Origin of the sequence: Rhizobium sp. RM, from assembly GCF_013390595.1 — a bacterium.
Classification (GTDB): Bacteria; Pseudomonadota; Alphaproteobacteria; order Rhizobiales; family Rhizobiaceae; genus Agrobacterium.
In genome coordinates, this window is sequence record NZ_JACAWV010000022.1 from 1097394 (window position 1) to 1121829 (window position 24436).

Annotated in this window: 25 protein-coding genes; 6 read left to right on the forward strand and 19 right to left on the reverse strand. The window is 58.0% G+C overall.

What is annotated here, in order from left to right; translation table 11 throughout:
* Positions 1-25 precede the first annotated feature (25 nt).
* The 6 genes from HWX89_RS21845 to HWX89_RS21870 all read left to right on the forward strand — a co-directional run bounded on the left by HWX89_RS21845 (position 26) and on the right by HWX89_RS21870 (position 8631).
* Entirely contained in the window at positions 26-901 is an 876-nt protein-coding gene (locus tag HWX89_RS21845) for an ABC transporter permease (protein ID WP_138791228.1), read from the forward strand.
* The gene (locus HWX89_RS21850) at positions 898-1770 is read left to right on the forward strand and encodes an ABC transporter permease (protein ID WP_138791229.1); all 873 of its coding nucleotides are present in this window, start codon (positions 898-900) and stop codon (positions 1768-1770) included. Before HWX89_RS21845 ends, HWX89_RS21850 begins: the two co-directional genes overlap by 4 nt.
* A 22-nt stretch (positions 1771-1792) precedes the next feature.
* On the forward strand, positions 1793-2785 hold the full coding sequence (locus HWX89_RS21855; RefSeq protein ID WP_138791230.1) for an ABC transporter substrate-binding protein: 993 nt from the start codon (positions 1793-1795) through the stop codon (positions 2783-2785).
* 368 nt (positions 2786-3153) lie between these two features.
* Positions 3154-4347: an efflux RND transporter periplasmic adaptor subunit gene (locus tag HWX89_RS21860; RefSeq protein ID WP_138791231.1), complete on the forward strand. Its 1194-nt coding sequence runs from the start codon at positions 3154-3156 to the stop codon at positions 4345-4347.
* A gap of 13 nt (positions 4348-4360) precedes the next feature.
* The gene (locus tag HWX89_RS21865) at positions 4361-7681 is read left to right on the forward strand and encodes an efflux RND transporter permease subunit (protein WP_138791232.1); all 3321 of its coding nucleotides are present in this window, start codon (positions 4361-4363) and stop codon (positions 7679-7681) included.
* A 266-nt stretch (positions 7682-7947) separates the two neighbouring features.
* Positions 7948-8631, forward strand: a complete 684-nt coding sequence (locus HWX89_RS21870; RefSeq protein ID WP_138791233.1) for a Crp/Fnr family transcriptional regulator — start codon at positions 7948-7950, stop codon at positions 8629-8631.
* Positions 8632-8698: 67 nt separating this feature from the next.
* Here the strand turns inward: HWX89_RS21870 and aidB are convergent, their stop codons facing one another.
* The 19 genes from aidB to urtA form a co-directional block, all read right to left on the reverse strand.
* Positions 8699-9514 (reverse strand): AidB family quorum-quenching N-acyl homoserine lactonase, encoded by an 816-nt coding sequence (gene aidB, locus HWX89_RS21875; RefSeq protein ID WP_138791234.1) that lies wholly within the window; start codon positions 9512-9514, stop codon positions 8699-8701.
* Between the two features lie 4 nt (positions 9515-9518).
* Positions 9519-10130 (reverse strand): urease accessory protein UreG, encoded by a 612-nt coding sequence (gene ureG / locus HWX89_RS21880; protein WP_138791235.1) that lies wholly within the window; start codon positions 10128-10130, stop codon positions 9519-9521.
* A 100-nt stretch (positions 10131-10230) separates the two neighbouring features.
* Entirely contained in the window at positions 10231-10902 is a 672-nt protein-coding gene (locus tag HWX89_RS21885; protein ID WP_138791236.1) for an urease accessory protein UreF, read from the reverse strand.
* Positions 10903-10905: 3 nt separating this feature from the next.
* Positions 10906-11403: an urease accessory protein UreE gene (gene ureE, locus HWX89_RS21890; RefSeq protein ID WP_138791237.1), complete on the reverse strand. Its 498-nt coding sequence runs from the start codon at positions 11401-11403 to the stop codon at positions 10906-10908.
* Positions 11404-11539: 136 nt separating this feature from the next.
* The gene (locus HWX89_RS21895) at positions 11540-12076 is read right to left on the reverse strand and encodes a peroxiredoxin (RefSeq protein WP_138791238.1); all 537 of its coding nucleotides are present in this window, start codon (positions 12074-12076) and stop codon (positions 11540-11542) included.
* Positions 12077-12257: 181 nt separating this feature from the next.
* Entirely contained in the window at positions 12258-13967 is a 1710-nt protein-coding gene (ureC, locus tag HWX89_RS21900) for an urease subunit alpha (RefSeq protein ID WP_138791239.1), read from the reverse strand.
* Positions 13968-13971: 4 nt separating this feature from the next.
* Positions 13972-14616: a glycosyltransferase family 29 protein gene (locus HWX89_RS21905; RefSeq protein ID WP_178340866.1), complete on the reverse strand. Its 645-nt coding sequence runs from the start codon at positions 14614-14616 to the stop codon at positions 13972-13974.
* Between the two features lie 4 nt (positions 14617-14620).
* Positions 14621-15040: a lysozyme inhibitor LprI family protein gene (locus HWX89_RS21910; RefSeq protein WP_138791240.1), complete on the reverse strand. Its 420-nt coding sequence runs from the start codon at positions 15038-15040 to the stop codon at positions 14621-14623.
* A 10-nt stretch (positions 15041-15050) separates the two neighbouring features.
* The gene (locus tag HWX89_RS21915) at positions 15051-15407 is read right to left on the reverse strand and encodes a GFA family protein (RefSeq protein ID WP_138791241.1); all 357 of its coding nucleotides are present in this window, start codon (positions 15405-15407) and stop codon (positions 15051-15053) included.
* A gap of 1 nt (position 15408) precedes the next feature.
* Positions 15409-15714 (reverse strand): urease subunit beta, encoded by a 306-nt coding sequence (locus HWX89_RS21920; RefSeq protein ID WP_138791242.1) that lies wholly within the window; start codon positions 15712-15714, stop codon positions 15409-15411.
* A 35-nt stretch (positions 15715-15749) separates the two neighbouring features.
* Entirely contained in the window at positions 15750-16007 is a 258-nt protein-coding gene (locus HWX89_RS21925) for a DUF1272 domain-containing protein (protein ID WP_138791243.1), read from the reverse strand.
* 9 nt (positions 16008-16016) lie between these two features.
* The gene (locus tag HWX89_RS21930; protein ID WP_138791244.1) at positions 16017-16319 is read right to left on the reverse strand and encodes an urease subunit gamma; all 303 of its coding nucleotides are present in this window, start codon (positions 16317-16319) and stop codon (positions 16017-16019) included.
* Positions 16320-16341: 22 nt separating this feature from the next.
* A complete protein-coding gene (locus tag HWX89_RS21935; RefSeq protein WP_353505717.1) occupies positions 16342-17172 on the reverse strand; it encodes an urease accessory protein UreD in 831 nt (276 codons plus the stop codon).
* A complete protein-coding gene (locus HWX89_RS26295; protein WP_138791246.1) occupies positions 17100-18362 on the reverse strand; it encodes a CE1 family esterase in 1263 nt (420 codons plus the stop codon). The genes HWX89_RS21935 and HWX89_RS26295 overlap by 73 nt, the downstream gene beginning before the upstream one ends.
* A 254-nt stretch (positions 18363-18616) precedes the next feature.
* A complete protein-coding gene (gene urtE / locus HWX89_RS21945) occupies positions 18617-19312 on the reverse strand; it encodes an urea ABC transporter ATP-binding subunit UrtE (RefSeq protein WP_138791247.1) in 696 nt (231 codons plus the stop codon).
* 1 nt (position 19313) lies between these two features.
* Positions 19314-20075: an urea ABC transporter ATP-binding protein UrtD gene (gene urtD / locus HWX89_RS21950; RefSeq protein ID WP_178340867.1), complete on the reverse strand. Its 762-nt coding sequence runs from the start codon at positions 20073-20075 to the stop codon at positions 19314-19316.
* Positions 20076-20082: 7 nt separating this feature from the next.
* Positions 20083-21261 carry an urea ABC transporter permease subunit UrtC gene (gene urtC, locus HWX89_RS21955; RefSeq protein ID WP_138791248.1) on the reverse strand — a complete coding sequence of 393 codons (1179 nt, stop codon included), beginning with the start codon at positions 21259-21261 and terminating at the stop codon, positions 20083-20085.
* A complete protein-coding gene (gene urtB / locus HWX89_RS21960; protein WP_138791249.1) occupies positions 21258-22862 on the reverse strand; it encodes an urea ABC transporter permease subunit UrtB in 1605 nt (534 codons plus the stop codon). Before urtB ends, urtC begins: the two co-directional genes overlap by 4 nt.
* A gap of 213 nt (positions 22863-23075) precedes the next feature.
* The gene (gene urtA / locus HWX89_RS21965) at positions 23076-24365 is read right to left on the reverse strand and encodes an urea ABC transporter substrate-binding protein (protein ID WP_138791250.1); all 1290 of its coding nucleotides are present in this window, start codon (positions 24363-24365) and stop codon (positions 23076-23078) included.
* Between the last annotated feature and the right edge of the window lie 71 nt (positions 24366-24436).

Genomic DNA, 24436 nt, shown 5'->3' on the forward strand with positions numbered 1-24436 from the left:
TGCTCTTGAAAAGAAGGGCCCAGCAATGACCCTTTTTCGCGACCGTGTTCTGCCTGTCGTCACCGTCGTTCTCGCCATTCTCGTCATCTGGCATCTGGCGGTCGTCTACCTCAACATGCCATTCGCCCGTGATCAGTCTGCACGCGCCGGTCAGGAAGCAGGCTTCTGGCAGCTTCTGCCGCAAACTTTTGCGCAGGAGCGCCCTGTTCTGCCCGCGCCCCACCAGATCGTCGCCGAGCTTTGGGACACCACCGTCAATAAGGCGATCACCTCCAAGCGCAGCCTCGTCTATCACTCTGGCGTAACGCTGTCGGCTACCCTGCTGGGTTTCGCCATCGGCACGGCTCTCGGTATTCTCTTTGCAGTCGCTATTGTCCACAACCGCGCCATGGATCGTTCCGTCATGCCGTGGATCATCGCCAGCCAGACGATCCCGATCCTTGCGGTCGCGCCGATGATTATCGTTGTGCTGAACTCCATCGGCATTTCGGGTCTTTTGCCCAAGGCGCTCATTTCCACCTATCTCAGCTTCTTCCCAATCGTTGTCGGCATGGTGAAGGGTCTGCGCAGTCCCGAAACCATCCAGCGCGATCTGATGCACACCTATAATGCGTCACCGAGCCAGATTTTCTGGAAGCTACGCTGGCCGTCCGCCCTGCCCTACCTCTTCACCTCACTGAAAATCGCGGTCGCTATCTCGCTGGTTGGCGCAATTGTCGGTGAATTGCCGACCGGTGCTGTCGCCGGCCTTGGTGCCCGCCTGCTCTCCGGCTCCTATTACGGCCAGACCGTGCAGATCTGGGCGGCTTTGTTCATGGCTGCGGCCGTGGCTGCCATACTGGTTTCGATTATCGGCCTTGCCCACACGGCGGTGCTGAAAAGAATGGGAGAGAGGCCATGAGCAATCCCGGCTGGTTTGTCTTCGCCATCGCCTTTTGGGTTATCGCATGGTGTCTCAATGAGTGGCTGGTGCGTCGAAATTTCACCATGCCCGCCGCCAGACGAACGGTCGGAATTGCGGTACCGCTGCTGTTCGGCCTTGCGCTGATCGTTTTGTGGGAGGGCATCGTTCGCGGCTTTTCCGTTCCGCCGATCTTGCTGCCTGCGCCAAGTGCCATTTTTCTGCGGTTGATATCGTCATTGCCGACCCTGTGGGCGGATTTCCGCCAGACCTTCATCAAATCCGTGCTGACAGGATATGTGCTAGGCTGCGGGTTGGGCTTTGCCGTTGCCATTCTCATCGACCGCTCACCATTCCTGCAACGCGGCCTACTGCCCATCGGCAACTTCGTCTCAGCGCTACCAGTGGTCGGCATCGCGCCGATCATGGTCATGTGGTTCGGTTTCGACTGGCAATCGAAAGTGGCGGTTGTCGTCATCATGACCTTCTTCCCCATGCTGGTGAACACCGTGCAGGGGCTTGCTGCATCCAGTCACATGGAGCGAGACCTTATGCGCACTTACGCGGCAGGCTGGTGGCAAACACTGGTGAAGCTGCGCCTGCCCGCGGCATGGCCCTTCATCTTCAACGCACTCAAAATCAACTCCACGCTGGCATTGATCGGTGCCATCGTTGCAGAATTCTTCGGCACGCCGATCGTCGGCATGGGCTTCCGAATTTCTGCGGAAATGGGCCGCAGCAATGTCGATATGGTCTGGGCCGAAATCGCCGTCGCGGCGTTGGCCGGCTCCGGCTTTTACGGTCTTGTGGCGCTCGCAGAGCGGGCCGTCACCTTCTGGCATCCGTCCGTCCGTGGGGGACGAACGTAAACAACGAAAAAAGGGAACAGCGATGAAAACAAGACTAGCATCTCTTCTTCTTGCCGGTGCGGCGATGATGACGGCCTTCAACGTTCAGGCCGCTGAAAAACTGACATTGCAACTGAAATGGGTCACTCAGGCACAGTTCGCGGGTTATTACGTCGCCAAGGACAAGGGTTTCTATGAGGCCGAAGGTCTCGATGTCGACATCAAGCCGGGCGGCCCGGATATCGCACCGGCCCAGGTTCTGGCCGGCGGTGGAGCAGACGTTATCGTCGACTGGATGCCATCGGCGCTTGCGACCCGCGAAAAAGGCGTGCCGCTCGTCAACATCGCCCAGCCGTTCAAGAAGTCCGGCATGATGCTGACCTGCCTCAAGGAAACCGGCATCACAAAGCCTGACGACTTCAAGGGCAAGACACTCGGCGTCTGGTTCTTCGGCAACGAATATCCGTTCCTGTCGTGGATGTCGCATCTGAAGATCCCCACCACCGGTGGCGCGGATGGTGTGACCGTACTGAAGCAGGGCTTCAACGTTGATCCGCTGCTGCAGAAGCAGGCCGCCTGCATTTCCACCATGACCTACAACGAATATCTGCAGGTTCTGGAAGCTGGCATCAAGGCTAGCGATCTCGTCACCTTCAAATACGAAGATGAGAGTGTCGCCACGCTCGAAGATGGCCTCTACGTGCTGGAAGACAAGCTGAAGGACGCAAAGTTCAAGGAAAACCTCGTTAAGTTCGTTCGCGCTTCCATGAAGGGCTGGAAATGGGCGGAAGAAAATCCGGATGATGCCGCCGATATCGTCCTGGAAAACGATGCCTCCGGCGCACAGACGGAAGCTCACCAGAAGGGCATGATGACGGAAGTGGCCAAGCTGATCGCAGGTTCGACAGGCGCTCTCGACAAGGCGGATTATGACCGTACCGTCAAGACGCTGCTCGGCGGTGGCTCCGATCCGGTCATCACCAAAGAGCCTGTCGGCGCCTTCACCACCGAAATCAGCGAAGCTGCGCTGAAATAAATCTCTGCTGTTTGAAAGCATTGTAGATGCGCGGTATGTTTATATCGCGCATTTTTTCTATACCCCGGGTTCGCCAGCCATAAGTTTCAATATGTTGCGTTATACAAAAATGTATATCAAGCATGCCTGTTGACCGGATTGATTTGCACCCGGCAAAGAACTAGAGTCCCCGCCACAAGACTGCACTTTTTGATCTTGTATAAAAAGCACCAAAGCTGAGGTGCTTGAAGATTCGCGTTGAGGGGCGTTCGAATCGGGAGGATTGAAAAGCAAGTATTGTACCCCTTGTTTCAGATTCATTGTCGCATGTCCTTGTTGTGGAAGCCTTCGGCTGTAGGAAATGCGAGCAGATTGGCGGACTAAGACACATGCGATACAAATCAAAGCTTGGCCGGGTTGCTGTCCTTCTCCTTTCAGTGGCGATCTTGCCGCTTCCGGTGCTGGCCGAAGGTGAAAATCAGCCTTCCGCAGCACGCCAGAACCTGCCCTCCATCGTCGTTGTCCACGCGGCCGAGCGACCGCTCGTGGATCGCGTCATTGCAACCGGCACCATCAAGCCAGTGGACGAGATTTATGTGCAGCCTCTGGTCGATGGCCTCTCCATCGATAAGCTGAACGCCGATATCGGCGACCAGGTGAAAGCCAATGCGGTTCTTGCCGAACTCTCTACAGACAGCCTGATCCTGCAGAAGAGCCAGTACGAGGCCAATAAGGCCAAGGCTCAAGCCTCGCTTACCCAGTCCAAGGCGCAGGTCCTTGAGGCCGAAGCCAATCTGAACGATGCCATTCGTCAGCGTGATCGCGCCGCAAGACTCGGCCAGACCGGTTCCGGCTCAGTTTCCCAGGTCGAACAGACACAAGCCGCAGCAGAGGTCGCAAAGGCACGCCTGGATGCCGCCAAACAGGCCGTTTCGGCGGGTGAAGCGGACATCAAGGTTGTCGATGCCCAGATCGAGGACGTTGATCTGCGGTTGACACGCACGGGCGTCAAAACTCCCGTTGCCGGCATTGTCTCGGCGAAAAATGCCAAGGTCGGCGCCGTCGCCAGCGGTGCCGGCACCCCGCTCTTCACCATCATCAAGGATGGGGCCATCGAACTGGTCGCGGATCTCTCCGAAACCGATATCCAGAAGATCAAGGTCGGCCAGAAAGCCTATTTGACGGTTGCCGGCGGAAGCGCGAAAATAGAAGGCAAGGTACGGCTCGTCTCGCCGACGGTGGATGCAACCACGCGCCTCGGCTCCGTGCATGTCGTATTGCCGGTTGATAGCCCGGCGCGTGCCGGCATGTACGCCAGCGCCGAAATCATCGTCGAAGAGACAAAGGCGCTCTCCCTGCCTCTTTCTGCCGTGACAGCGGGACGCCAGGGCTCGACGACGCGCAAGATCGAAGGTGATGTCGTCAAGCAGGTCAAGATCGAAACCGGCATCGAAGACGGCGGTTTCATTCAGATTGTCAGCGGCATCGCGGCTGGAGACATGGTTGTCGAAAAAGCTGGAGCATTCGTCCGTGATGGCGACCGGATCAAACCGGTAGAAGCCCAGACCACTGCGTCCAACTGACTGAGGGAATGATATGAATTTCTCTGCATGGTCAATCCGCAACCCGATTGCGCCGCTTCTGGGCTTTGCGCTGTTGATGTTCCTCGGCATGCAGGCGTTTTACGCCCTGCCGATCACCCGTTTCCCCAATATCGACGTTCCCGTCGTTTCCGTCACCGTGACCCAGAGCGGCGCATCGCCGTCGGAACTGGAAATGCAGGTGACGAAGGAGATCGAGGACGCTGTTGCCGCGATCAGCGGCATCGATGAAATCCAGTCGACCGTGGTGGACGGGCAGTCGACCACGACGGTGATGTTCCGCATTGAAAAGCCGACTGAAGAGGCTGTTCAGGACACCAAGGACGCCATCGACAAGATCCGCAGCGACTTGCCGGCTGATATCGAAGAGCCGATCGTCACCAAGATCGACGTCGAGGGGCAGGCAATCCAGACCTTTGCGGTTTCCTCGCCCAACATGACGCTGGAAGAGCTGTCCTGGTTCGTGGATGACACGATCAAGCGCTCGCTTCAGGGCAAGTCTGGCGTCGGCAAGGTTGACCGCTATGGCGGCGCAGACCGCGAAGTGCGTGTCTCCCTCAACCCGGCCAAGCTGGACGCCTATGGCATCACCGCCACTGAGGTGAACACGCAGCTTCGTGGCACCAATATCGATCTCGGTTCTGGTCGCGGCCAGATCGGCGGCAACGAGCAGACGATCCGCACGCTGGGCGACACGCGCAACGTGGCAGACCTCTCCAATACGACCATTGCGCTTTCAGGAGATCGTTTCGTCAAGCTCTCCGAACTCGGCACCGTGACCGACACCTATGAAGAGCCGAAATCCTTCTCGCGCTTCAACGGCAACCCGGCCGTTACCTTTGCGGTGTTCCGCGCCAAGGGTGCCAGCGAAGTATCCGTTGCCGAAACGGTAGCCGAAAGTCTCGACCAGGTCCGCAAGGACAATCCGGATGTTTCTATCCAGATGGTCGATGATGCGGTCTATTTCACCTACGGCAACTACGAAGCAGCACTCCATACGCTGATTGAAGGCGCGATCCTCGCCGTCATCGTGGTCTTCCTCTTCCTGAAGAACTGGCGCGCCACCCTGATCTCGGCTGTCGCCTTGCCGTTGTCAGCGATCCCGACGTTCTGGATCATGGACATGTTGGGCTTTTCGCTCAACCTCGTCAGCTTCCTGGCTTTGACACTCGCCACGGGTATTCTCGTCGACGATGCCATCGTGGAAATCGAAAACATTGCCCGCCACATCAAGATGGGCAAAACGCCTTACCGGGCAGCGCTCGAGGCAGCGGATGAAATCGGCCTTGCGGTGATTGCGACCAGCTTCACCATCATCGCCGTCTTCGTGCCCGTGTCCTTTATGCCCGGCATACCCGGCCAATACTTCATTCAGTTCGGCCTGACGGTTGCCTTCTCCGTGTTCTTCTCACTGATGGTCGCACGCCTGATAACGCCATTGATGGCCGCTTATCTGATGCGTGCCGAAGACGCGATGGACGACCACCACGACAATGATGGCAGGCTGATGAAGGCCTACACGCGCATGGTCACAGCCACCACCCACTATTGGTGGTCACGCTATCTGACCTTGCTGGGTGCCATCGCTTTCCTCGTCGGCTCCGTCTTCCTTCTCAGCGGCGTTCCCGGCAGCTTCCTGCCGCCGGATGATGCTTCGCGTGTGACGTTGTCCATCGAGTTACCACCAAACGCGACACTGGATGAGACCGACCGCACGACGACAGCCATCTATCACGCCATCCGCGACATCAATGGTGTGGAGAGTGTCTTCGTTCTTGGTGGCGCGTCGCCCAAGGGTGATCTCGAACTACGCCGGGCAACCGTCAACGTCATTCTCCAGCACCTCGATCATTCACTCGTCAAAATGTTGGTGAACAAGGGGCTGGGCTCAATCCCGCTGATTGGCCAATACCTTCCCAAGGTCGAAGAAACCGGACGCACACGCCCGCAATGGGATGTCGAACGCGATATCTTCGCAAAGGTGAACGCTATCCCGGATGTCCGGATCATCAAGCTGAACGACCGTGCGGAACGTGAACTGAGCTTCAACTTCCTGTCCAAGAACGAACAGGATCTGAACGACGCCGTTGGCGTGCTGGAATCGCATCTGAGAGGATCGCCCATCCTCGCCAATGTCAGCTCGGAAGGCGCTCTGCCACGTCCTGAACTGCAGATCCGCCCACGCAAGGATGAAATTGCTCGCCTCGGCATTACGCCGCAGCAGATTTCTCAGACGGTACGCGTGGCAACCATCGGCGATATCGATGCGCAGCTTACCAAGATCTCTCTCGACGATCGGCAGATCCCGATCCGCGTGCAGGCGTCGCTTGATACCCGCCGTGATCTGGCAACCATCCGGGCGCTGAAGATCAAGACGGCATCAGGTTCTCTGGTCCCGCTCTACAGCGTCGCCGATATCGACTATTCGGAAGGTCCAAGCTCGATCAAGCGCAACGACCGTAACCGCGTTGTCTCTATCGGCTCCGATGTTCCCTTCGGTACCGCTCTTGATACCTCGACAGCCGAATTCAAGCGCATCGTTGAAGAGACAAGGCTGCCGCCGACCGTCCGTCTCGCGGAAAGTGGCGATGCCAAGGTGCAGGGAGAAATGCAGCAAGGCTTCGTCAATGCCATGCTGCTCGGTCTGATGCTGGTGCTGGTGGTGCTCATCCTTCTCTTCAAGGATGTGATCCAGCCCTTCACCATCCTGTTCTCGTTGCCGCTCGCCATCGGTGGCGTAGCGGTAGCGCTCATCATCACGCAGAACGCACTGTCGATGCCCGTTCTGATCGGCATTCTGATGTTGATGGGTATCGTCACGAAAAACGCCATCCTGCTGGTGGACTTCGCCATCGAGATGCGCCGACACGGTATGGAGCGGGTTCAGGCCATGGTCGAAGCGGGCCGCAAGCGCGCCCGCCCCATCATCATGACCTCGATTGCCATGTCGGCCGGCATGTTGCCATCAGCGCTTGGTGTCGGCGAAGGCGGCTCGTTCCGTGCACCTATGGCCATTGCCGTGATTGGTGGCATCATCGTCTCGACCGTGCTTTCGCTGATCGTCGTGCCCGCGTTCTTCCTGATCATGGACGACCTCTCGCGCCTGCTCGCTCATCTCTTCGGCCGCTTCGTCGGCAAGAAGGAGCACGAGGACCCTGCACTGTCCAACGAGGAACTGTCGGGCATCGCCCGTGAAAACAGTCTGGCACTTTCTTCCCTGGAGGCGCGCGTCGCCAATATGGAGAAGGGTGGAGCAGAAAAACCGGGTGACAAGGGCGGAAAGATATTACGTCTGCCGCCATTGGCTGCCGAATAAATCAAAGACGACGCCGGGCCCAAAACCCGGCGTTTTCATTTTGCGGTCCGGCAAAAAAATCGAACGAATGTGACAGGCACGTCCGCCATTTGATCGAAATCAATTCCCTTTCCTCCATAGCTGCTAGTTTCATCGGCATCGGAAATTGCCGGTCGAGGGACGATGCGATGAACCTTTTTCAAACAAGCGTCGGGGAGCGGGAACAAACAGGCTTCCGCGTTGCTTCGAACAACCCGGCAAACGGGTTGGGCGGGGGCCGCAGGGATATGAACAAGACAGTCAAGCTCAGCAACAAGGACCGTAACATCCTGCTGCGCGCGCCGTTGCTCGGTATTGCCGATGACGCTGCGGCCTTGCGGCTGATAGACGCCGCATCCGTAGCAAGCGCCACCGCACGCCATATCATTTTCAAGGAAGGCGAGAGCGCACAGCACTTCTACTGCGTGCTGACGGGATATGTGCGCCTTTATCGACTGGACCGGCATGGTCGAGAAGCCGACATTCGCATTTGCGGCCCGGGAGACACATTCAACGAATGCCTGATCTTCGGTAGCGACAGCTACCGCTTCAACGCGCAAGCGGCCGAAACCACCACACTCGCCCGTTTTGATCTGGAGAGGATCAGGTTCCTAGTCGATCAGGAACCGGCAATCGCCAAGGCCATCATGCGATGCTTGTCCAACAACGCGCTTGGCAGCATGGAATGTATCGCCAATGATCGCTTGCAGACTGCGCCGCAGCGCGTCGCCCATTATCTCGTGACCCACGGCCCTCGTGATGCCGCATCCTTTTCGCTGCGCCTGCCCTTCCAGAAGAGCCTGCTCGCCGGCAAGCTTGGCCTTGCTCCGGAAGCGTTGTCGCGCGCCTTCTCGTCGCTCAAGAAGGCAGGCGTGACCGTCAGAGGGCGCATCGTGCAGGTCAACGACGTCGCAGCGCTGAAACAAATCTAGAGTTCTTCGGGGGAGGACGAAGGGCGGGATACCGAAAGGTGTCCCGCCTTGCTTTTGTCGCTACCCGTCAGTACGCAATGAAACGATACGCGTCGTTCTCACGGGTGACGTGGAAAAACCCGCCCAGATGACCACCGGACACCAGCCAACCGTTCTCGGCAGCATCGTTCAGCGCTGTGAGGCGTGTGTCATAGGCAAGCTGCGGATCGATATCGTAAATGAAACCAATGGCCGGATCGGCAGCCTGAAGATCAGTGCTGTGCAGAACATCGCCCCACAGCAACAGCTTGCTTGCCCCTTCGCCAATCAGGTAGCCCGTTTGACCTGGCGTGTGTCCAGGCAAGGAAATTGCCTCGATCCCATCGGCAATGCGCCCCGTCGGTATCGGTCTCACCATTTGCCCGCAGATATCGAGAATTCGGGCCGCGATATCGAAGGCGCCTTGCCGCGCGGGTGGAAGCTTCTGGCGCTCACCTTCATTCGTGAAAAAAGCGAGATCCGCTTCTGGAATCCATATTTCCGCATTCGGAAAATAAGGAGCGCTCCCATTGAACAGGCCAAGCGCATGATCGCCGTGGATATGCGTCAGCAGGATACGTTTGATGTCCTTCGGTTCAATGCCCGCCGCAATCATCGCAGCACGTGCGTGTCCGTAACTGTCACCCCACGCGGTTCCACAACCGGCATCGACCAGCGACAAACCGTCTGAATCGGACAGAACGAAACAATTGACGTCGACATCCACAGTTTGGCCATCGAAGGCGGAAAGCGCCGTCTTCAGAGCCGCCTCTCCTTCACGATGAATGAGATGGTCAATCGGCGCCTTGTAGACGCCGTCGACGAACCGCAGGACCTCGTAGGGTCCGAAATGAAGCGCAGGCATTTTCTTACAGACCGCCCTGTTGTTTGAGGAAACCGACGATGCGGTCGACGCCGTCGCCCCGCTTCATGTCGGTGAAAACGAACGGCATTTCCTTGCGCATCCGTGTCGCATCACTTTCCATCACGCCGAGATCCGCGCCGACATAGGGAGCGAGATCCTTTTTGTTGATCACCAAAAGATCCGATCGGGTAATACCGGGCCCGCCCTTGCGAGGAATTTCTTCCCCTTGGCAAACGGAAATCACGTAGATGGTAATATCGGCAAGATCCGGCGAAAACGTCGCGGCCAGATTATCGCCGCCGGATTCAATGAAGATCACATCGAGATCGGGAAAGCGTTCATTCAAGCCGGCAATCGCCTGAAGATTGATTGTCGCATCCTCACGGATCGCCGTATGCGGGCAACCGCCGGTCTCGACGCCGACAATGCGCTCCGAAGGCAGTGCCTGCATGCGCACAAGAGCTTCGGCATCTTCCTTGGTATAGATGTCATTGGTGACGACTGCGACGGAGTAATCGGCGCTCATCGCCTTGCAGAGCTTTTCAGTCAGCGCCGTCTTGCCGGAACCGACCGGCCCGCCGATGCCGATGCGAAGCGGACCATTTCCCGATTTCATGATGTTGTTCCCTTCAAAATGCTTCGTTTTGTTTTACCTTAACGCGTCGCGCCACCGCTTCAAGGGCGCCATGCTGCACCGCACCAAACCACTGGTCATTTTATGAGCGGAAGAGCCGCGTCGTCTGTGTCTCGTGACGCATCGTCGCCGTGTCTGCGATAATCGTCGCGCTGCCGAGGTCGTCAAGCGTTGCGAGAGCCGCCCTCTTTGCCGTTTCCGCCACCCGCTTCTCACTCAACGCAAGGATGGAAACTCCATCGGTCTGCCCGGCAATACCGAGCCGGATGCCGGCCGAGACAACTTGCGACACACCTGAATGCAGGTAGGCAGCGATGGCGTCCACAAGCGGCACACCATGTGCGCCCGCCACAGCGCCAACGGTGATGGGATAAGGCGCCTGTTTCGGCAGGTGCTCGAAGACCGGATGCGGCCATGCGCGGGCAGCCGCGGCAAAAGCATTGCCGAGCAGCAGCGTCTCTCGATATCGCTCCGCGGAGCCTGCCAACGCCAGGGCAAGATCCGCCGTATCCTGCAAGACTGCGCCATCGCCGTAATGGCGCCAGCCATTGCTCAAGAACACGGCATCATTCCAGAGGGCTCCATGCGTCAGCAGAGTTTCCACCCAGTCACCGAGACTTGAAGCATCCCGCACCCTGCGATCCTCGACAGCTTTTTCCAAACCACCGGAGTAGGAAAAGGCCCCGACGGGAAACGCTGGCGACAGCCACGCCAGAAGACGCAACAAAGCGCCGACGTCACGATCGTCGCGCATGCCTCAGCCGTGGTCGTGGTGATGATGACCATGATCATGGTCATGATGGTGCCCGTGCGAATGGCCGCCATGGGCGTGGTAAGCGCCGCGAACCGGCTGGAACGGCTCTTCCACATCACGCACCGTGGCGCCGAGCCCCTCCAGCATCGCCCTGATGACATGATCACGCAGGATGAGAATACGCTCGTCCTCGATCTGCGCGGCCAGGTGACGGTTGCCGAGATGCCAGGCCAGTTCGATCAGATGAAGGCGATCCCTGGCCTTGATTTCAAAAAGCTTTTCATCGGCGGCACGAACCTCGACCAGATCGCCGTTTTCCACCACCAGCAGATCGCCGTGGGCAAACAGCACCGCTTCCTTCAAATCCAGCATCACCATTTCATCGTTCTGAAGATGCAGAAGCTTGCGGCGAAGATGACGCTGATCATGGGCAAGCGTCACGTAACCGGACGGCTCGTCTGCAGGGGTTCCGGCAGGAAGATAAGAGGTGACGCGCAGCATGATGGATCCATTCAGAAACAGTCTTGGGGCTCGATTTTTGGCGGATTGCGAAGCCAATTTCAAGGCACCATTATCGCCAAAAAGACAAAGGCCCGGCATTGCTGCCAGGCCCCGTCGAAAAGCTGGAAAACCGCAATCAGGCTGCAGCGCGCGCCTTGAGGCTTTCCAGAATGTTCTGCGGCGAGGAAACGCCGTAAGGATCGGATTCGCAATTGTCCGAATAGCCTTCTTCCTCAAACCACTGCTCAACGACACCGTCGTTAATGACAGCAGCGTAGCGCCAGGAGCGCATGCCGAAACCGAGGTTGTCCTTGGCGACCAGCATGCCCATCTTGCGGGTGAACTCACCCGAACCATCAGGAATGACCTTGACGTTTTCGAGGTTCTGACCCTTGGCCCATGCATTCATCACGAACGCATCGTTGACCGACAGGCAGTAGATTTCGTCAACGCCGAGCGCACGGAAATCGCCTGCCAGCTTTTCGAAATCGGGAAGCTGGAAGGTCGAGCAAGTCGGCGTGAACGCACCCGGCAGCGAGAAGAGAACAACCTTCTTGCCCTTGAAGTAATCGTCCGAGGTCATGTCCTGCCAACGGAACGGGTTCGGGCCGCCAACGGCCTCGTCGCGAACGCGCGTGCGGAAGGTAACGGCGGGCACTTTCTTGCCGAGCATGTCTGATCTCCTTGTCTGGCGTTATGGCGCGGCAGAGCTTGGGAACAATCCGCGCGGAATTTATGGGCTTCGCTTATCGCAAAACCTGCTGCGATGCAGCAGAAAAAACGCAAAAATCGTCCACCGGACAACTGCTATGCACAATTGTCATCCCTGCGAACGACCGAGCCCGCAAAATTCCTCAGAACAGGAAATAACGCTGCGCCATTGGCAAAACCGTCGCCGGTTCGCAGGTCAGCAATTCTCCATCGGCACGCACTTCATAGGTCTCCGGGTCTACCTCGATATGCGGGGTCAGCGAATTGTGGATCATCGATGCCTTGGAGATACCACCACGAACGTTCTTTACCGCCAGGAGCTTCTTGGCGACACCGAGACGCTGGGCGAGACCGGCATCAAGCGATGCCTGCGACACGAATGTGACGGAAGAGTTGGTGCGCAGCTTGCCGTAAGCGGCAAACATCGGCCGGTAATGCATCGGCTGCGGCGTCGGGATCGAAGCATTCGGATCGCCCATGGGCGCCGCCGCAATCGAACCGCCCAAAAGAACCATATCCGGTTTCACGCCGAAGAACGCCGGGTTCCACAATACCAGGTCGGCGCGTTTGCCGACCTCGATCGAACCGATCTCGTGGGAGATACCGTGTGCGATGGCCGGGTTGATGGTGTATTTCGCGACATAGCGACGAACGCGGAAATTGTCGTTCTCGCCGGTTTCTTCCTTGAGGCGGCCACGCTGGCGCTTCATCTTGTCGGCCGTCTGCCAGGTGCGGATTGCCACCTCGCCGACACGGCCCATGGCCTGGCTGTCGGAGGAAATGATCGAAAATGCGCCGATATCGTGGAGGATATCTTCAGCGGCAATGGTTTCCTTGCGGATTCGGCTTTCGGCGAATGCGATGTCTTCCGGGATAGATGGCGACAGGTGGTGGCAGACCATCAGCATGTCGAGATGCTCCGCCAGCGTGTTGACCGTATAGGGCCGCGTCGGATTGGTCGAAGACGGAATGACGTTCGGATTGCCGCACACCTTGATAATATCGGGCGCGTGACCGCCGCCCGCACCTTCGGTGTGGAAGGCGTGGATGGTGCGGCCCCGGATGGCGGCAACCGTATCTTCAACGAAACCGCTTTCGTTCAGCGTATCGGTATGGATCATGACCTGCACGTCGAAAGCATCGGCAACCGTCAGGCAGTTATCGATGGCCGCGGGCGTTGTACCCCAGTCCTCATGCAGCTTCAGCGAAGAGGCACCAGCCAGAATCATTTCCTCGAGCGGCGCAGGCAGAGAGGCATTGCCCTTACCGGCCAGCGCGAGGTTCATCGGGAATGCATCGAAGCTTTCGATCATGCGCTCGATGTGCCATGCGCCGGTGCAGGTGGTGGCAAGCGTACCATGTGCGGGACCGGAGCCGCCCCCCAGCATGGTCGTGACGCCGCTCATCAGCGCTTCTTCGATCTGCTGCGGGCAGATGTAATGGATATGCGCATCCATGCCGCCGGCCGTCAGTATCTTGCCTTCGCCCGCAATCGCCTCGGTCGAAGGGCCGACAATAATCGTTACGCCCGGCTGGGTGTCGGGGTTGCCCGCTTTGCCGATAGCATGAATGCGACCGTCCTTGAGGCCGACGTCTGCCTTGTAGATCCCGCTATGATCGACGACCAGGACATTGGTGATGACGGTATCAACCGCCCCTTCCCCACGCGTCGCCTGGCTCTGTCCCATACCGTCGCGAATGACCTTACCACCGCCGAACTTTACTTCCTCGCCATAGGTCGTGAAATCCTTCTCGACCTCGATAAACAGTTCGGTATCGGCAAGACGAACCTTGTCACCGACGGTCGGGCCAAACATGCTGGCATAGGCGGCACGGGAAATCTTGTAAGGCATGGGCTCAGGCTCCTTCAGACGCGGAGAAAATCGATGTATCGGAAATTCGGATCAGTCGTCCCTCACGGGTGAGGGCATCGACCAGTTGTCGTTCGGCGGCAAATGGGTGCAGGCTCCAGCCTTCATGGCCGAAACCGGCAATCGCAACCTCATCATCGGAGGTTCGGCTCTCTTCCAGAACATGCGCGATGGCAACCATGCCGCTGCTCGGGCAGACGTAAGGTTCGGGCAAATAGGCCTGCAAGGCCGCATCCAACCGCTCGTGAACGGTACGCGGGATAACAATATGGGCCTTGCCGGCTTCCTCAGCGAAGGCCGCAAAACCAGCGCTATAATCGGCACAGAAATCGGCCAGTTCCGGCCAGTTCTTCAAGATCTCGGGTTCCATGTCGGAAAATTTCGCCGGATCGCGAACCGACCAGATCGCAGATGCCTGTTTTACGCTGTCATTGTTGCGCCACTCGGCGCTTTCCGTCATCGCCTTACCGGGACGACCGGTGTTGCAGACGGCAACAATGTCGGTACGATTGCCACCCGATCCGACTGAACGGCAATCGTTGAAGCGGATGACCACGTCGGAAAGGTCGATAAAATCGGCCGCTCCGCGTGGTATCTCTCCGTTTCCAACGATCATGATGCGCCGCGCCATAACGTCAGAAACCTTCCGAAAGCTGGCGCAATTCCGTGGCCCGTTCACGGCTCATATCGGCGAGGCAGGAGGCAATCAGCATCGGCTCCATCGTTCCGCCTCGGGCCTGAAACCCATGGAAATCACAATTGGCATCACGGAACGCAACCCAGGCACGCTGCGCGGCAACAAGGGCTTCGGTCGCACCTTTTCCGGCCGCATCGGCAGCCTTGTCGCGCTCGGCAAGCACCTTGCGCAGCTTCTGATATTCGGCGTTCAGTTCCTTGTCGGCCTTGTCGTAGTCCTGCCCGGCGCACATGGTCATGGCGCTTTGCGTTTGCGGAGCGGTACAATCAAGCGCTTCCTCAGCCATAGCAGGCAAGGATGCACCATCGACAACGAACAACATCGTGGTTACGGCAAAGCCGTGCATCAAACGTTTCATGGCTTTCACCTCACAACGAGGCGCCATCATACGCCTGCGGTTTCAACGCGCGCGGATCGACTCCATCGAGACAATTCGCGTTGACTGCCACCATCGGAGTTCCATCCGGCCCGTCAGCGTAAGCAAAACTTTCGATCCCGCAGGTCGAACAAAAGAGATGATGGATATGATGCTTGTTGAAGAGATATTCCGTCAGCTTGCCTTCGCCAGAAAGCAGGGTGAACTTGTCCTTCGGCGCAAAAGCGAGCGTGGAACCGAGGCGCTTGCAGCGCGAGCAGTTGCAGACAACAGTGTGGTCAAGATCGGCATCAACCTCGAAGCTGACCGCACCGCACTGGCAACTTCCATGATAATGAGCGGTCGCCATCTCAGAGTTTCCCCATGACCTGCTGGCGGAAACCGTACACTTCCCGTTTCCCCGAAAGCGGAACCAGCGTAACCTCGCGTTTCTGGCCAGGCTCGAAACGAACCGCCGTGCCGGCAGGAATATCCAGCCGCATACCGCGAGCCTTGTCGCGATCAAAGGCGAGACCAGCATTGGTTTCCGCGAAATGATAATGACTGCCGACCTGCACCGGGCGGTCGCCCGTATTGGCGACAGCAATCGTCACGGTCGGTTGACCGGCGTTGAGTTCAATGGTGCCTTCAGCGGCAATGACTTCGCCTGGTATCATGGTGTTCCCCTTTTTGTCTCAAGCGACTTTTTATTTCAGGCCGCCCGAACCGGCATACAACCTTCCGCCTTCAAAACACGTTTGGTCGAGGCCGGATTGTTGACAAGCTTGGCGGCGGGACGAATTGGTCTGCGAACCAGTTCACCACCGCAGTTCGGGCAGATGCCGGAGAGAGTGCCGGCCGCGCAATCGGCGCAATAGGTGCATTCGAAAGAGCAGATCATCGCGTCCGGGCTCTCTGGCGGGAGATCGCGATCGCAGCATTCGCAATTAGGCCGAAGTTCCAGCGCCATGGCGCCTCCTTATCGAATGGGTTCGTGCACTGTCACGAGCTTGGTGCCATCGGGAAACGTCGCTTCCACCTGCACATCGTGGATCATTTCCGCAATGCCTTCCATGACCTGAGCGCGCGAAATCACATGCGCACCGGCCTCCATCAAATCCGCCACGGCCCGGCCATCACGCGCGCCTTCCACAACGAAATCGGTAATCAGCGCAATGGCTTCCGGATAGTTCAGCTTCACGCCGCGTTCCAGCCGGCGCCGTGCCACCATGGCGGCCATGGAAATCAGAAGCTTGTCTTTTTCTCGAGGGCTAAGGTTCATCGTCGTCCCAAAATATGAAGCTTTACAGATTCCAGACTTTCGGCACTGACGCGCCATTTCGCAAGAGCGAAATGACCGGGAAGAGTATTTTTCTGAGCGAGAAGCCGTCGGTTGCCGAAACGCGGATGACAAGCTTGCCCTGCCACTCACTCGCCCCGCCATGATCGCCAATGATGTCGCGGATTTTTGTCAGGTAAGATTCGGCAAGCGGACCGATATAGAGGATCGTTGCGAAGGCGACCTGGCCGGACAGCACGGCAGCTTTGGCCGTCAGGTCAGCAATATCGCCATCAAGCAGCAATTCCTCGGCATGAACGAGCTGTCCGCCATGGCGAATGCGCCAGCGGTCACGGAAAAGGCCAGTATTCATGGCCTCTCCCATCGCCTGGCGACCGAGCAGCACGGCCTCGACGGCTATGAACTCGGCGGATGCGTCAATATCCGCTTCCAGCCTGCGGGTCAGCGATGACTGATCGAAAAGGATGGTTTCCTGCGGCAGCCAGTGAAGCTTTGCACCTGGGCCTGCAGACATGCGGGCGGTGACGGCAGCAGTGCCCGACGATGCCTTGTAGACTTTTTCGCAGGCCTGGGTCGTCACCACCAGCGACGTGCCTCCAGCGGCTACCGCTTGCCATTCGATCTGGTCGCCACCCGTCAGGCCACCGGAAGAATTGATGAGGATTGCCTCGATCTCGTTCGAAAACGTATCCGGCAAGCGGATCTTGGCGCAGCCTTCCTGAAACAGTTCGTCAAGACGGCTGCGTCCTTCGACTGCCTTTGTTACAATGCGTCCTCGCCCGCGGGCGCGTTGTTGAGGGGCATGTTCACTGCCTTGCTGGCCGGAAGGGCGGATGCTTTGCTGCTCTGACTGCACGATGTCTCCGGGGTGGTTGCGGAAGCGGTAACCACCTTCGCAACGCAGTCTTTTTTCACGACCGCATCCACCACCAGTTGCCCTTCCGTATTACGGAAGAAATCCCACATTCTTTCAGCCGCATCAACCGTCCGCGTCACCTCGCCTGTGGGCATTTTGCGCTCGACCGCAGCTTCGGCCTTGACCGTCGGGGTCGGCTCGCTGGCGCCCGGCTTGCGGGTCACGATGGCGGATGCCGCCAGCACTTCCGCTTTCATGGTCGCGCGCGGCCAGGCATGGTCCCAATTGTCGATGACATAGGAATGGATACGCGCGCCAGACTTGCATACGTCATAGGAATTGACGATGAAACTTTCACCGGACTTGCTCTTTGCGCCGCCCTTGCAGCCATCCAGCTCCGCCCAGCGTTTCAGCGCCGTTTCACCACCATATTGCCAATAGGCCTTCCCACCGCCCTGATAAGGGTTGGCCGGGTCCTTGGTTCCCGCAAACGCAATGATCGACATAGGCCGGGCAGGCTTGCAGCTTGCCGCATCTGGCGCCCATTTGCCCTCTGCCTCTACCGGATAACCGGCGCGCAGCGACGCGACAAATCCTGCGGCCGAAAAATCGTTGCTGCCATTGCAGAGGAACTGCGACAGCATGCGTCCGCCACCGGAGTAACCCGAACCGAAGAAACGCTCCTCGTCGACGCAGAACTTGCCCTTCACCATGGCGATCGCATCGTTGATGTAGGAGACTTCATCCAAGCCGCCGGGACGTTTCGTAACACCGGGAACATTCCAGGCATGGGTGCCCGGCAACTCGCCATTCAGGCTGCCCTGCAATGCAACGACGACAACACCGTCACGCTCGGCCAGTTTGTCCCAGCCACTGCGGTCAAGCTGACCATTCGCGTTGCTGTTGGAACCGTGAAAATCGAAAACCACCGGCAGCGGTTTGTTTCCATCATAAGCGGATGGAACAAAATAGACACCCTGGCGTTCTGCGCCATTGGACAGGATGGAAAAGTCATGTCGACCCGGTTTCATACCGGGTCCGGGAACCTGACCGCAGGTCGACGCCGACGCTGCGACACCTGTGCTTGCGCAAATCGCAAGACCGATGGCGAGAGTACGAACAGAGCGGAACAGCCGGGCGGACCGGACAACTGCAAAGTCTAGATTCATTGACACGCCTTTATTGGGCACAGTTCCCCGACGATACGTCGGACGTGCGTGGAATGTAAGGGATCAACTGTCGCAGCGTGCGAATAGACTATCTCTGTGTCTCGCATGCAGCATTTGCGCTGCCAATAACACAGGCTGTTCTTCAATAAAATGCAAAAATTGCGCATGAAAGCTATGCAGAGCTGCATAGTCTTTCAAAATATTAATCGCCCGTTTGTATAGCGTGATCAGCGGGCGATGATCTCAAGGCAACTTTATACTGTCAGGTGACGTCGTGCTTCCGGCGTATCCAGCGTCTCAGCCAACCCTTCATGCACGATCTCGCCGCGATCCATGATATAGACATAGTCGGCAAGCTCACGGCAGAAGTCGAGATATTGCTCGACCAGCAGGATTGCCATACCGGTGCTGTCGCGAAGATATTTGATCGCCCGGCCGATATCCTTGATGATCGACGGCTGAATGCCTTCGGTCGGTTCGTCCAGCACAAGGATCTTCGGACGTGTTACCAGCGCCCGGCCGATGGCGAGCTGCTGTTGCTGCCCCCCCGACAAATCCCCTCCGCGTCTGGAAAGCATGGATTGCAGGACAGGAAACAGACTGAAAATATCGTCGGGAATGAAGCGCTCCTTGCGCGGCAACGGCGCATAGCCGCTTTCGAGATTTTCCTGAACGGTCAACAGCGGGAATATTTCGCGCCCTTGCGGAACATAACCGACACCGCGCTTGGCCCGCTGGTAGGGAGCAAGACCGTTCAGTGTTTCACCGCCGAAGCTGATCGATCCGGCGCTGATGGCGTGTTGACCGGTGACGGCCCGCAACAGCGAACTTTTCCCGACCCCGTTACGTCCCAGAACGCAGGTGATCTTGCCCATTTCCGCATTGAGCGAAATGCCGCGCAACGCCTGGGCTGCGCCATAGTGAAGATTGATGTTTTCGACGTTCAGCATATCAGCGCCCCAGGTAGTTCTCGATCACCTTGGGATCGTTCGAGACAAAGTCGATCGATCCCTCGGCCAGCACGGAGCCTTCAGCAAGGCATGTGACTTTCACGCCGAGCTCACGAATGAAACCCATGTCGTGTTCAACCACGACCACCGACCGCGTCTTTGCGATCTCCTTCAGGAGCACGGCTGTTTCGGCCGTTTCCGCATCGGTCATGCCTGCAACCGGCTCATCCACCAGAAGCAGTTTTGGCTCCTGTGCCAGCAACATACCGATCTCGAGCCACTGTTTCTGACCGTGCGAAAGATTGGCCGCCAGGTCGTTGCGACGATGTCCAAGACGCACTGTCGCAAGGATTTCCTCGATACGCGCCTTGTCCTCATCCGTCAGCCGATAGAACAGCGTGGCGAACACACCGCGCTTGCGGTTCAGCGCCAGTTCCAGATTGTCCCAGACCGTATGGCTTTCGAACACGGTCGGTTTCTGGAATTTTCGCCCGATACCGAGCTGCGCGATATCCGCCTCGTCTTTCTTCGTCAGGTCAACGCTGTCTTCGAAAAGCACAGTGCCTGTGTCAGGGCGGGTCTTGCCGGTGATGATATCCATCATCGTCGTCTTGCCGGCACCGTTCGGGCCAATGATGGCGCGAAGCTCGCCGGGCTCGACCACGAAGGACAGGGAGTTCAGTGCCTTGAAGCCATCGAAGGATACGGAAACGCCATCGAGATAAAGCAGGCTTTTCGAACGGTTTTCGGAAATCGTGTTCATATCAACCTCACTCCGCAGCCTGCTGCGCGACTGCTGCGGCGTCATCGTTGCCCGCGTCGCTTTCGCTCTGCCGCTTTGCAACCAGACGCTTTTCCCGCCGCCCGGCCAAGTAATGCTGGATGGTGCCAACGATGCCCTTGGGGAAGAACAATGTGACTGCGATGAAAAGACCACCGAGCGCAAACAGCCAGAATTCAGGAAATGCACCGGTGAAATAGCTCTTGCCGCCATTGACCAGCACCGCACCGATGATCGGCCCGATCAAGGTCCCGCGACCACCGACGGCAGTCCAAACCACCACTTCGATGGAGTTGGCTGGAGAAAACTCACCGGGATTGATGATGCCGACCTGCGGCACGAACAATGCACCGGCGATGCCGGCGATCATCGCCGAGACGACGAAGGTGAAGAGCTTGATGTTCTCGACACGAAAGCCGAGGAAACGGACGCGGCTTTCCGCATCGCGCACACCGACCAGCACCTTGCCGAACTTGGAATTGACGATGCCGGCTGCGATCAGCAGCGAAACCGCCAGCATGATCGCCGTCATCGCAAAGAGTACGGCGCGCGTACCATCCGCCTGCACCGAAAAACCGAGGATATCCTTGAAATCCGTCAGGCCGTTATTGCCGCCGAAGCCCATGTCGTTGCGGAAAAAGGCAAGCAACAACGCGTAGGTCATGGCCTGTGTGATGATCGATAGATAGACACCGTTGACACGGCTGCGGAAGGCAAACCAACCGAACACGAAGGCAAGCAGCCCAGGCACAACCAGCACCATCAGCGCTGCGAACCAGAACATGTCGAAGCCATGCCAGAACCAGGGCAGTTCCTTCCAGTTCAGAAATACCATGAAGTCGGGCAGCACGGGATGACCATAAACACCGCGGGTGCCGATCTGGCGCATCAGATACATGCCCATGGCGTAACCGCCGAGCGCGAAAAAGGCGGCGTGGCCAAGCGAAAGAATGCCGCAGTAGCCCCACACCAGATCGAGCGCCAGCGCCAGCATCGCATAGGCGAGATATTTGCCGAGCATCGACATGATATAAGTCGGTACATGCAGCGGGTGATCTGCAGGCAAAAGCAGGTTTGATGCCGGAATGAGCAGCGCGACGGCCAGAATGATGCCGATGGCGATGGAGATGCGCCGGTCGAGCGCTTTGATGAGGAAGCCGGTAATCATGCTTCGATTGCCCTTCCCTTGAGTGCGAAGAGACCGCGCGGCCGCTTCTGGATGAACAGGATGATGAGGACGAGCACGAGGATTTTACCGAGCACCGCACCGACAGTCGGCTCCAGGAACTTGTTGAAGACCCCAAGCGACAGCGCGCCAACCAGCGTACCCCAAAGATTGCCGACGCCACCAAACACCACCACCATGAAGCTGTCGATGATGTAGCTCTGGCCAAGGTTCGGCGACACATTGTCGATCTGAGAGAGAGCAACCCCGGCAAGCCCGGCGACCCCTGATCCGAGCGCAAAGGTAAAGGCATCGACCCAGGGGGTCTTGATACCCATCGATGATGCCATACGGCGGTTCTGGGTCACGGCACGCATTTCGAGCCCGAAGGACGAACGCTTCAGCAACATGAGCAGCGCGAAAAACACCGACAGCGAGAAGGCGACGATCCACACGCGGTTCCAGGTGAAGTTCAGATAACCGATGCTGAAGGAGCCGGACATCCAGCTCGGGCTGCCAACTTCACGGTTGGTCGGGCCGAAGATGGAACGCACACCCTGTTGCAGGATAAGCGAAATACCCCAGGTCGCGAGAAGCGTTTCGAGTGGACGCCCATAGAGGAACCGGATGACACCGCGTTCCATGACCAGGCCGATGGCACCAGTGACAAGAAACGCAACCGGAAGCGCAATTGCCAACGACCAATCGAACAGGCCAGGAAAACTGGAGCGGATGACGTCCTGCACCATGAAGGTCGAATAAGCGCCAATCATCACCATTTCGCCATGCGCCATGTTGATGATGCCCATCACACCAAAGGTGATGGCAAGACCGATCGCCGCGAGCAGCAACACGGAACCGAGCGACAGACCGTACCAGACGTTCTGAACATTATCCCAAAAGGCCAGCGAGCCTTCGATGCCCGCAATCGCAGCATCGATATCGGGTTTCAGGCTTGCATCAACGGAAGATGATGCGGCCATGAGAATGCTGATTGCATCGCGACCGCCAATGTTCTTGATGGTTTCGATCGCGGCCTTCTTCTGGTCGGCGGGACGGTCTGAGGAGAGCAACGAAACCGCTCTCGCCTCTTCCATGCGGGCGCGCACCTCTGCATCCGTTTCCTTGGCGAGGGCGGCATCGAGCAATTCGAGATTTTCTGCACTTGGCGCTTTCAGGACCGCGTCCGCTGCTGAAAGCCGCACGGATTTCTCCGGGCTCAGCAGCGTCAGACCGCCAAGTGCCGCGCGAATGACGCGGCGCAGATTGTTGTTGACCTTGACCTTGGTAACGGCGGCCTTGGGGGCTTCACCGGCACTCTCGCCGGAAAGCGGATCGATCAGTGTGAAATTTGGCCCCGTGGCCTTGACCATGAAGACTGCGTTGTCAGCCTTTCGCACATAGAGATCACCCGCGGCAAAGGCTTCAAGCGGAGCAACGACGCGCGGATCTCCGCTGGCGGCAATCTGGCCGATCAATGTTTCAGCCTGCTTGAAATCCGCCGTCCCGAGCGCATCGATCAGCGCTTTCGGCTCACTCTGCGCCGCCGCCGGCATGGCCAGACACATCAGCACGCCGATAAAGGTCAACACACGAAGAAACATAGTCCCAAGTCCCCCTTGGAAGCCCTCCCGTCTGGAAGGCAGCTTTACTTCTCTCCGCCATGCCGGAATTGATCCGGCAAACTCCGTTAGCCGCGCAGATGCACGGCTGCCGGGTTCCGGTCTGAAACCGGAGTGACGGCCCACGGCTCATGCCGCAGGTCATTGGAATGAGAGGCGCTTTGGCGCGCCTCTCTGCATGCATTCGAAATCAGATCAGCTGCCCTTGCCGCCGCACTTGCCAGTCGCAACGTTGAAGTTGCCGCAGGACATCGGCTTGCGCCAATCCGAGATCAGGTCCTTGGAGTCAGGCAGATAGTCCGACCACTCATCGCCGACCACGGCAGGCGTTTCCTGAACGACTTCGAACTGGCCATCAGCCTGAATTTCGCCGATCAGGACCGGTTTGGTGATGTGGTGGTTCGGCATGACGGTCGAGTAACCGCCTGAAAGGTTCGGAACCGAAACGCCGATGATCGAGTCGAGAACGGCGTCCGTATCGGTCGTACCGGCAGACTCGACTGCCTTCACCCAGGCATTGAAGCCGATATAGGCAGCTTCCATCGGGTCGTTGGTCACGCGCTTGTCGTTCTTGGTGAACGCATGCCAGGTCTTGATGAACTCAGCGTTGACCGGAGCGTCGACGGACTGGAAGTAGTTCCAGGCAGCCAGATGGCCGACCAGCGGCGATGTGTCGAGACCGGCAAGCTCTTCTTCACCCACGGAGAAGGCCACAACAGGAATGTCTTCGGCCTTGATGCCCTGGTTTGCGAGTTCCTTGTAGAACGGCACGTTGGCGTCACCGTTGATGGTGGAAACCACCGCGGTCTTCTTGCCTGCAGAACCGAACTTCTTGATGTCGGACACGATCGTCTGCCAGTCGGAATGACCGAATGGCGTGTAGTTGATCATGATGTCCTCTTCCTTGACGCCCTTGGACATCAGGTAGGCCTTCAGGATCTTGTTGGTCGTCTGCGGGTAGACATAGTCCGTACCGGCCAGAACCCAGCGCTCGACACCTTCGGTGTTGGCGAGATAATCAACGGCAGGGATGGCCTGCTGGTTCGGAGCGGCACCGGTGTAGAAGATGTTGCGCGAGGATTCCTCACCCTCGTACTGTACCGGATAGAAGAGAATGGAGTTCAGCTCTTCAAAAACCGGAAGAACGGACTTGCGCGACGAAGACGTCCAGCAACCGAAGACGGCGGCAACCTTGTCCTGGCTGATGAGCTGGCGAGCCTTTTCAGCAAACAGAGGCCAATCGGACGCAGGATCGACCACCACAGCTTCGAGCTTCCTGCCCAGAACGCCGCCCTTCTTGTTCTGCTCTTCGATGAGCATCAGCATGGCGTCTTTCAGCGTCGTCTCGGAAATTGCCATGGTGCCGGAAAGAGAATGCAGAACGCCCACCTTGATCGTGTCATCGGCAGCAAATGCGCCGTGGAACGCCGTGGTGGACAGAATGGCGCCGAGCAATGCGCCAGTCAGCGTTTTTCTAAATGTCATCGGAAGAACCCCTCTCCTTGTTTTAGCCTCTATGGGCATCGGCAGCGCTTGAGACCGCCGCTGGAGGAGAC